The following is a 10,037-nucleotide window of genomic DNA, read 5'->3' on the forward strand; positions in this document are numbered from 1 at the left end:
TGGTTACCAATTGTAGGTTTTGGTAACAAAAAATCATTAAGATTGTGAATAAGTACTAAATCTGCCAGCATTTGCTTTATTTTCCAACATGGCAAGGCCTTGCCTGTTCCACCTGGAAGCCCTCTTTCAAAAGGTGCAAGTGATGTACACAATTCGCAAGTCTGGATGGACGTCCTGGGTGCTGCAAGCCAGCTTGGTCACTTTGTTAAGTGCATGCGGCGGTACAAACAATAGCGCAGGTTCAAGCTCCCCGCAGGCACTCACATCAGGCCCGCCACCAGTGAGCACGGACAACTCCTCTCTGGTTAATACACAGACGCAGACAACGAACACTGCAAACACAATAGTGAGCCCAGCCCCGGTAAAAGCGACGGTAGCCAGCAGCAGCCTTGCGCCGCAAGTCTTATATACCGATACATTAAGCGCGCCGACCACAGGTGGAGAAAACAACCTGGGTGGCTACCTTTCTATTTTTGGTAAAAATTTTGGTTCTGCGAATGACCTGGGTACGAATACCAGGGTGTATATCAACGACAAGGAAGTTGCCAATTATCGCTACCTGGGAAACGCAAAATCCAGCAGCAAGACAGGATTGCAGCAAATCACTGTACAGCTAGGCTCACTAGGTGGTGCAGCTGCGGGCGGCGCACTGCCTGTCAAAGTCGTCTCTAACGGCGCAGCCTCGAATACGGACAATAGCTTTACGCCTAGTTCTGGCCGGGTACTTTTCGTTTCACTATCTGGCTCGGATACCAGCGCAGTAGCCAATAATATTGCCAAACCCTGGCGCTCATTGCAAAACATGAGCACCTTGAAAGGTGCCTACTTTGCCATGCAGGCGGGTGACCAGGTCGTCATACGCGGCGGTGCCTGGCATGACACCAATGGTCAGGATAAAACCTGGATGCGCTTTGGCAGCGGCATCTATGCCAGGAACGGCAGCCCCTCGGCCTGGATACACGTCACCGCCTATCCTGGACCTGTCAACGGCAATGCCATAGAAGATGTCCACTATACGACGCCAGCCGGTGCATCTGGCGGCATCGCCGGTCCCTGGTCGGCCATCGCGGGTACGACAGGTGAGTACATCTCGGTATCCAATTTGAGGATGGATGTGGCTGGCGGTGCCAGCCGTGATGCTGCGCCTGTCAACTTCCAATACACCGCGGGCCCATGGCGTGTCGTCAACAATGAGCTGGGCCCCTGGGTTGCAGGCAGCTCTGTCACACTCAATGCCGCAGGTGTGTCTGGCCACGGTAACGGCAACAAGGTTTTAGGTAACAACATCCATGATATTGCTGGCACAACTGAGCTGCAAAACCATGGCATCTACGCAGACACCACGGCGCAGAACTGGGAAGTTGCCTATAACTGGATACACAATATCACCGGCGGCTCGGCTATACAGTTCAATGACAACGAAGGTGGTGCAGGTTCCTACACCCTGCCTCACGGCGGCATCTGGCAGGGTTTTACCGGCATACGCATACATCATAACTGGCTGGAAAACGCCGCGAAATACGGCATCAATTTCAATGACCAGGGCAGTACCCACAAGGGCACGTATGAAGCCCAGAGCTGGAACAATGTCATCACCGGCACCAAGCTCTACCCTATACGCATCAACTCAACCGCCACGACGCAAAACATGTGGTTTGCCTACAATACGGTATATAACGCCATGACCGGCGCTTCTGGAAATAAAGCCTACATCATGGATGAAGGCTTTGGCAGTGGTGCAGGCATACGCAACAAGTTCTACAATAATATTTTTGCCTTCGGCCCTGACACCCAGCCGGGCACGACCTGGCTGATTGATTACAGTACACCATCAACCACCACCAGCTACGACTTCAAACAGAACCTGTATTTCAGCAACGGGCAAATCACGCCATTGCCAGGCACACTGGGCGACAACCTGGCCATCTCTGGCAACCCACAGTTCAAGAATGCAGCGGCAGCCAACTACACTTTGCTGCCGACCAGCCCAGCGGTGGACTCAGCCACTCAGCCTGGTATTTTTGCCGTCAATGATGACATCAACAATACCCTGCGCCCGCAAGGCATGAGCAAGGACATCGGTGCTTTCGAGCTGAGCGGCGCGGTGATACCTAGCCCGACTCCTGTGAATGGCATGTGCGGCGCAGCTAACGGGCAGTCGTTCAGCGCGGCACCTAGCAGCCAGCTTTGTTCCTCAGGCATCGCCTCATTAGTGTCATTTACTGGTAATGGCTGGGCCTGGAGCTGTGCTGGCAGCAATGGTGGCACAACGGCAAGCTGCAGTGCCAACCTGGTGAGCAACCCTGACCCATCCACCTCGCCCAGCGTGCGCCAGCAATACTCGGGGGTGATCACGGCAGGAACCAGCAAGCATCAATTATCCAGCGCTGTGTCAGCAGGTAACTGGATACTGGTGACCGTGGGCGTGAACAATAATGCGCTGGGTGTATCTGGCACCTTGTCCGACAATCAGGGGCATGCCGATATCAATTCTTTCACCCCGCTGGGCCGTATCTATGTCGATGGAATGGGGACTGATCTGTATGCAGCAAAGACCACCACATCCGGTGTCTACACCCTGACCGTTGGCATCCCCAACCAGGGCAGCATACATATGGTGGAAATCCAGAATGCAGATGCACTTACTTTGTTGGATGTGCCGACAGAAACCAGTTCAGGCCCACGCTTTGCATCTACGGCCCTGTCTTCACAAACACAAGTCAGCACCAAAGCCAATGATCTGGTGCTTGCACTGGTTGACCTGGGCATAGGCAATGCCATCCCATTCAGCCCGAACGGCACCTGGCAACTGGTGAGCCCCGAGGCAGGCACCTACATCACTTCGCGCATCTATGAACAGCGCCCTAATGCCACTGGCAGCTTTGGTATTTCCGGCACGGTAGGTGGTAGCGGTGCCGGCTACCCGGGCTGGGAAACCGTGCTCATCGTGGTCAAAGGACAGTAGTTATTGCGTAGTTATTGTTATCTGGGCAGCACCGGGATATACAGAAATTGCCGTCACAATTTTTACAAGAAAATCTGACGTAAAAATGATCACGGCCAGATGATCGCTTTTAAAAAACCGCCCTTGCCAGGGCGGTTTTGCATTGGTTTTGATTAAATGCAATCAGGTGAATGCAAAGGCCCGAGCTCATCACTGCCGTCTATGTTAGTGGATAGATGAATGGCTATCCCCGTAAAACCGTACCATCGCCATACTCGTCTATCGCGGGGTCGAGATTTTGCGGTGAATGAAGAATCGCCGGGCCTCTGGAACAGGCTTGCCGTGTCAGATATTCTGTCAATCCTTCAGCCAGCACTGCGGGTGGAATTGTCGCCTGCATTTCGTTCAACAACTCTTCGGTCGCCCTGACTATCCATTCCACGCTGCGGTATTTTGGCGAGACGATCTGGATGTTTTGGGAATCAGTCTGATCAAAAAAACCATGCTGCAATTTATGCCTGACATAAGAAAGTGCGGTGATGCCGGGGATGGTGCGCTGTTCCAGATAGGCTTGTTTGCCACTCTCATCATAACGGACGACGATATCCGGGAATTCATATCCCTCATCTTCCAGCAGCGCTTCGCTGACGATGTTTGGCAACAGCGGCCGGGCGTCTTCATGTCCCACCTCGAACAAAAGTATCTTCTTGAGCTTCTTCAGTTCTTTTTGTTCTTCCGTATCCGTCTTTTGAATGGCGATCGTCGGGAAGTACTCTCGGATGAAGGCATTGGATGTGCTGATCAGTTCATCCCTGCTTGTTTCTGGTCTATGCTGGAAAAACCGGTCGTCCATGTCCATCATCTTCCAGGCGTGGTTCAGGTCGTGGATGAGAAATTCCAGTGGAGATTGCCAAAATTCATCGACATACACAGGCTCGGTTGATACACCGATAAAATACACAGGCGTGCCGCGTATTTTCATGAGGTCAGTAGCAGAAATATTATCAAAAGTCGGGATGATGATGACTTCAGGAATCCTGTGCATCAGCGCTTCATAACGATACCAGTATTTCTTTTGAAAATGCGTACTCAGGTTTTTCTCTGTGCGGCATGCCACATCAAAAAAGCCAACTGCCTCAAACAGAATACGAAGCGTTGGCGCATACGGGCACATAGCACCATTCTGTATGGTGACATGATGGAATTTATGCAGCAACTGGTCCCGCATAAAGGAAAGTGCAGGATTATTGAGGCACTTCTCATCCATCGCCGGTAGCATCATCTGGCTACGGAAATAATCCACCACTGGCAACAATTCCATGACTGAGGTATCCAGACTGTTGTCATGCGACTCAAACCGCGTGCGCAATTCTTGGTATAAGTCGACCGGATTCCTGACCCATTCCCTTATCCATTCGTGATGAGAGATACCTTGCGTCCGGGTGAAATTTTTTGCCACCAATGCGGCGGCAATCTGCTTGTGATGACCAAAGGCGAATGCGCCTTCTTTTGCGTTTGGCGTTGTCATCACGCTCTCAGGCAACCACCTTCCCTGTATGCCTGCTGTGTCGGCAATTTCTACTAAAAACCCAATAGTGTCGACGATATGGCGCGGATCAGATGGGACGGCAATTTCTTTGAGATGGTCGCGATAGCCGTGCGTGACAGTCCTATCCATGTAGATGCGGGCTTGGTTTTTTGCCTGGTTTTTTGCTTCACCTTGCACAAAATAATATTTGCGCCCATCTGCTTCTGCAATCCCATATTCCGGCGCAATAGCGCCAAACACTTTGCTTCCCGTTACCCGCAGTGCCGCAAAAATATTGGCTGGAATGCCCAGACCATTGTGTTCATCGTCATCCTGCAACAAGCCACCTGGCAAAGCGATACCCTCAGGGAAAATCGTCCTGTCCAGCGTCAGAAATTCACGGCCACCTTGCCCGTCGCGCATCACCAGCACATCAACCGTCTTGCGCACCATGACGCCCTGATCTATGCGCTGTTTTGCCAGGGCTTGAAGCCGCTTATCCGACAACAAGGCTTGCACGGCAGCCGACTCACTGGCTAACTCCAGATATTTTGCGATGCAATCTTCCATGCCACTCTTGCGGGCCGGGTCACGCAGGCGATGGAACCAGTAAATCATGTACAGCAGCGATTCTGCATACAGTGTGGCTGGATAGTTTTGCGCATTGAGGCTGACCGCATAGTTATCCAGTATGGCAAGAACAAGATCCCTTGCGTTATCTGCTGACAAGTCGGGGAAGGAAGCTGAAGATTGGATGATCATTTCTGTAGACTCATTGTTATCCGGTAGCCCGGAGTTTGGTGCAGACATTATCATGCTTTCGCCTTTCGCAATGGCAGTAAACCACTCCTGAGGCATGCTGTCTATCCTGCTGTCGATCAAGCTATCTATCAGGCTGCCTGATCAACACTGGCGATGACGCAATTCAAAGCAGACTTTTTTGTCAAATCTTCGTAATACCAGTGATGCTAACAGGCACACTGGTCTGATCAAACATCATCAAAAAGCGCTAGCAAATTGGCTTTACAGTCTTATTGCGACAGTATTTTATTTCCGAAAACTAAGTGGTATCTAAGTGGCTAGATAATAGTAAAACCAGTTGACCACCGCATTGCTGACACACATGCTGAATCTCTGGGTGGCTGGTTTGCAATAAGAACGAGCATCTCAGGACTGCATTTTTTAGGAGTAAACACATTTTCTGAATTCACAAAATCATGGGGAGACGGCAATGAAAAATACAACTTTAAGAAACTTGATTCGAAACATGCTGCTGTGCGCGACCAGTGGTGGTTTGCTGGTGGCATGCGGTGGTGGCAGTGACAGTGCGGGCACAAGCCCGGCCAATACCACACCACAACCCCCGCCTGCTGTCGCTTCTACAGCTTGCTACGTCGCCTGGGATGCGGCAACGGCCTACAATGGCGGCGCGTTGGTCAGTGCGGGTGGCAATAATTATGTCGCGAACTGGTGGACGCACAATGAAAACCCTGCGACCAATAGCGGAGCCTCTGGCAGTGGCAAACCCTGGACGGGCAAAGGTGCATGTGATGCCACGCCAACGCCTACGCCTACGCCAACACCGACGCCCACTCCGACTCCAACGCCCACACCAACCCCGACACCTACGCCGACTCCCACACCAACTCCGACGCCAACACCTAACTGTTCTCCCTATGTCGCCGGCACTCAATATCTTGCTGGAAGAGTGGTCAGTAATGCAGGCGGCTACTATCGTTGCGATGTCGCGGGCTGGTGTTCGACCGGGGCATCGGCTTATGAGCCTGGTGTAGGCTGGGCCTGGACCAGCGCATGGACATCAGTCACTACCAATGCCTGCCCTACTCCAACACCGACGCCAACACCAACACCGACACCGACGCCCACGCCCACCCCTACCCCTACTCCTACTCCGACTCCGACTCCGACTCCGACTCCGACTCCGACTCCGACTCCGACTCCGACTCCGACTCCGACTCCGACTCCGACTCCGACACCGACACCGACTCCTACTCCCACTCCTACGCCAGTCCCCGGCCTGGCCAAACATGCGCTGGTAGGTTACTGGCATAATTTTACCAATCCCAGCGGTAATACCTATCCTATCGCGCAAGTCAGCAATGACTGGGATGTCATCGTCGTCTCGTTTGGTGACAATGCGGGTGGTGGCAATGTGAGCTTTACGCTGGACCCAGGTGCCGGTAGCGAAGCACAATTTATTGCGGATATCAAGACCAAGCAGGCGCAGGGAAAAAAAGTGGTGTTGTCACTGGGTGGCCAGAATGGTTCAGTCTCGGTAGGCTCTGATGCAGAAGCGACCAACTTCGCCAACAGCCTGTACGACATTATGAGCAAATATGGTTTTGATGGCATAGATCTTGACCTTGAAAACGGCGTCGCACAGGGTGCAGCTATCCAGACTTATCTGCCTGTCGCCGTCAAGAAACTGAAAGCCAAAGTGGGGGCAAACTTCTACCTGTCGATGGCACCGGAATGGGTGTATGTGGAAGGTGGCTTTACCTCCTACGGTTCTATCTGGGGTGCCTACATCCCCATCATCAATGCGCTGCGTGATGAGCTGACTATCCTGCATCCGCAGTATTACAATAATGGCGATATCTATACACCTTACCAGGCTGCGCCACTCAGGGCGGGGTCGGCAGACCAATTGGTGGGCACAGCAAAAATGCTGATTGAGGGCTTTACTTATGCTGGCAATACCTTTGCCGGTCTGCGCCCTGACCAGGTTGCTTTTGGTGTACCGTCTGGCCGTAGCTCTGCCAATTCCGGCTTTACCACTTCAGCAGATGTCAGTAATGCGCTGAACTGTTTAACCAGGCTTCTAAACTGCGGCAACATCGTCCCCAAACAAGCCTACCCTGGCTTCAGGGGAGTCATGACCTGGTCTATCAACTGGGATAAACATGATGGCTATAATTTCTCGGCACCGACCAAGGCTGTCTTGAAAACCTTGCCTTAGTGTTGAAATGCGCCGCCTGTTTGATAACGGGCGGCGTATGGATAGCTTATAAAAAAACTGCGCTCCGGCATACGCTGGAAGCGCAGTTTTCTTTTCTGCAGTTTTCTTGTAAGAGACACTTGATCAGAAGTCGTGATTAGCCGGGTAATTACTGAAGAAGTCATTATCCCAGCGAAAATTCGTCGCAGCGATAGTGACAGAAATATCCAGTGATTCCACGAAATGCCACCAGCCTACAGGCAGGAAGAGTATCTCACCAGGCTCCAGCACGCATTCAAGCACAGGCACATCCCGCATCTGGGGGAAGCGTGTCAGGTCAATATTTCGGCCATCCACCGGCGTAAAACAATGACGCTCATTTTGCAGCTTGGCGAGGTGACAGGGCGCGATAAGTTTGACGCGTTTTCGCCCCATGATCTGCATCATGAAATTATTGGTCAGGTCATGGTGGAAAGGCGTAATCGTCCCGGCCGGGCCAAACCAGAAAAAGCCTTGCTTGCCCTGATCTGTCTTCAGGTACTCTGGCAATGAGGGTACGTCTTCCCACAGTTCATTGAGTGTTTTACGGTTGCTGGAATCATTATTGGCAGTCATATACATGTCATTGCTATGGCCGTTTTTTTCCACCAAATCGACGTAGTCACCAAAGCGCATCTGGCGCTTGTGGACGATGCTGTTCATTTCATAATTGGCGTCGCTATTGCGGCCAAATTGCACTTCTACCTGACGCTCAGAAAAATGCTCACGCAACCAGGCCAGATTCCAGCGGCTGCGCGCCGGGCAATCGTCCAGCATGCCGGTAATGATGACGGGTCGATTTTGCTGGTAATAGTCATGCAAAAACTGTTCACCCGTTAACTGTTGTTTACGCTCCAGTGCAAGCGGCTCTATCTGGTCGAGTTTGGCAGTAATGGCCAACACCCAGTCACGCTTGTCCAGGCGGTTCTTGAGTCTTTGCACGCCTTGAAAATAAGGGCTGGACAAAGCCGCACTGATTTCCAACCTGGCTGTATGCAGACTGAAGGAATTTTGTTGCAAGACATTTTCCAGAGTGGCCGGATGCGCGCCGAGTAGCAGATTTTCTGCGATCCAGCGACGCCAGTCATCGCTCATGGACTGAGCTGTTTGACTTGCTGCTGCATGCAAACCAAGTTGTGCATTCATTTGCTTTCCTCTCACTAAAAAACTGCGGATGTGATTTTATACATCATCACATCCGCAGCCATTTACTTCAAGCCAGGATTAACGCCCTTTCCAGACTTCACTACCCAGGGCACCGCCAGCATCACCATCCAGTTCCCAGGTAAATGCGCCACGCAGGTTCTGGTCACGCACATACTTCATTTTAATGGCGATGACAGCCGGATCATCATAACTCCACCATTCGCCATTATTAGTCAACAGCATCAACTGCTTGGTCACTGGGTGCAGGGTGCGCGTACCGGTCTTGTTTTTCAAGACCTTGTAGTCTTCTATCCCTGCTTCATAGGTGGCCGCTGCTGGCCCACCTGTTGCCTGGTACAGGCCATTGCCATTTGGCCCGGCACTGACAGTTTTCCAGCCGCGCCCGTAGAACGGGATACCCAGCAAGATTTTATTGCGTGGCATACCGGCTGTGACCAGTGTCTGGATAGCGTCATCGCTATTGTACTTGGCAAGCACACCCGTAGATGGGTCTGCAGGGTCATGGTACAGCGGTGAATGGAAGTTGGTGGTATTCTCCCAACCGCCATGGAAGTCATAGGTCATGACATTCACCCAATCCATGTACTGGCTATACAAGGCAGGTTCGGTCTGGGCGATCTTTTCAGTGCCCGCACCTATCGCTGCAGTCAGCGCATAACGCTTGTTGTCGAGAGCCCCTTGCGCATCGAGTTGTGCACGGAATTCTGCCATCAACAAAGTGAAGTTATGCTTGTCATTGGCAGCATCCACCGTGTTGTATGGCTGCCCGCCACCACCTGGATATTCCCAGTCGATGTCGATGCCGTCAAACACGCCTTTTGCCGCACCAGGACCACCGCGTCCATCCTGCACAGGTAAATCACCTGCGATAAATTGCTTGACGCAAGACTTCGCCAATTGCTTGCGCAAGGCATCCGTCTTCGCTGCTGCCGAGAAGTATCTTGACCACGTCCAGCCACCGATTGAAATGAATACTTTCAGGTTTGGATGTGCCGCCTTGAGTAGTTTTAGTTGTGCAAAATTACCGGTGAGATTAGCATCCCAGGGTATGGTTTTGCCATCGACGGTGCGTGCAGGCTGGCGCTGATAATCGGCAAAGGCATCACCGCCAGTACCGGCATCGGCAGGCGGCGGGTTGTTATTACCCGTCTCTGTCCTGGTGACCATATCGCACTCATAGCCACCATTTTTTGCATACACATTGCCAAAGGCATAGTTAATGAAGGTCAGTTGATCAGCTACGCTGGTCTGCACGCCATTCACTGGCGTCTGCGTGGTGTGGATATCTGCCACTTCATAGGCGCGGCCATACACGCCCCATTGCGCAAAGTAGGAACCAACTTCGCGCCCGCCGACTGGCGTCGGCGTCGGTGTTGGTGTTGGTGTTGGCGTTGGCGTTG

5 protein-coding genes are annotated in these 10,037 nt (G+C 52.2%); 2 read left to right on the top strand and 3 right to left on the bottom strand.

Going from position 1 to position 10,037, the window contains the following annotated elements:
- Window positions 1–346 precede the first annotated feature (346 nt).
- Window positions 347–2,965, top strand: coding sequence for a choice-of-anchor Q domain-containing protein (locus ACO0LC_RS18900; RefSeq protein WP_423005902.1), 2,619 nt, complete (start codon window positions 347–349; stop codon window positions 2,963–2,965).
- 223 nt (window positions 2,966–3,188) lie between these two features.
- Here ACO0LC_RS18900 and ACO0LC_RS18905 read toward each other — a convergent pair whose 3' ends face one another.
- Window positions 3,189–5,234, bottom strand: coding sequence for a hypothetical protein (locus tag ACO0LC_RS18905; RefSeq protein WP_423005904.1), 2,046 nt, complete (start codon window positions 5,232–5,234; stop codon window positions 3,189–3,191).
- 469 nt (window positions 5,235–5,703) lie between these two features.
- On the opposite strand from ACO0LC_RS18905, the gene ACO0LC_RS18910 reads away from it, so the two are divergent.
- Window positions 5,704–7,452 (top strand): chitinase, encoded by a 1,749-nt coding sequence (locus tag ACO0LC_RS18910; protein WP_423005906.1) that lies wholly within the window; start codon window positions 5,704–5,706, stop codon window positions 7,450–7,452.
- A 123-nt stretch (window positions 7,453–7,575) separates the two neighbouring features.
- Here the strand turns inward: ACO0LC_RS18910 and ACO0LC_RS18915 are convergent, their stop codons facing one another.
- Together ACO0LC_RS18915 and ACO0LC_RS18920 are read right to left on the bottom strand one after the other, a co-directional pair.
- A complete protein-coding gene (locus ACO0LC_RS18915) occupies window positions 7,576–8,616 on the bottom strand; it encodes a cupin-like domain-containing protein (RefSeq protein ID WP_423005908.1) in 1,041 nt (346 codons plus the stop codon).
- A gap of 78 nt (window positions 8,617–8,694) precedes the next feature.
- Window positions 8,695–10,037: glycoside hydrolase family 18 protein (locus ACO0LC_RS18920; RefSeq protein ID WP_423005910.1), on the bottom strand; the 1,343-nt coding region annotated here is incomplete at its 5' end.

The organism is Undibacterium sp. JH2W (genome assembly GCF_049340425.1).
In the GTDB taxonomy this organism is placed as follows: Bacteria; Pseudomonadota; Gammaproteobacteria; order Burkholderiales; family Burkholderiaceae_D; genus Undibacterium.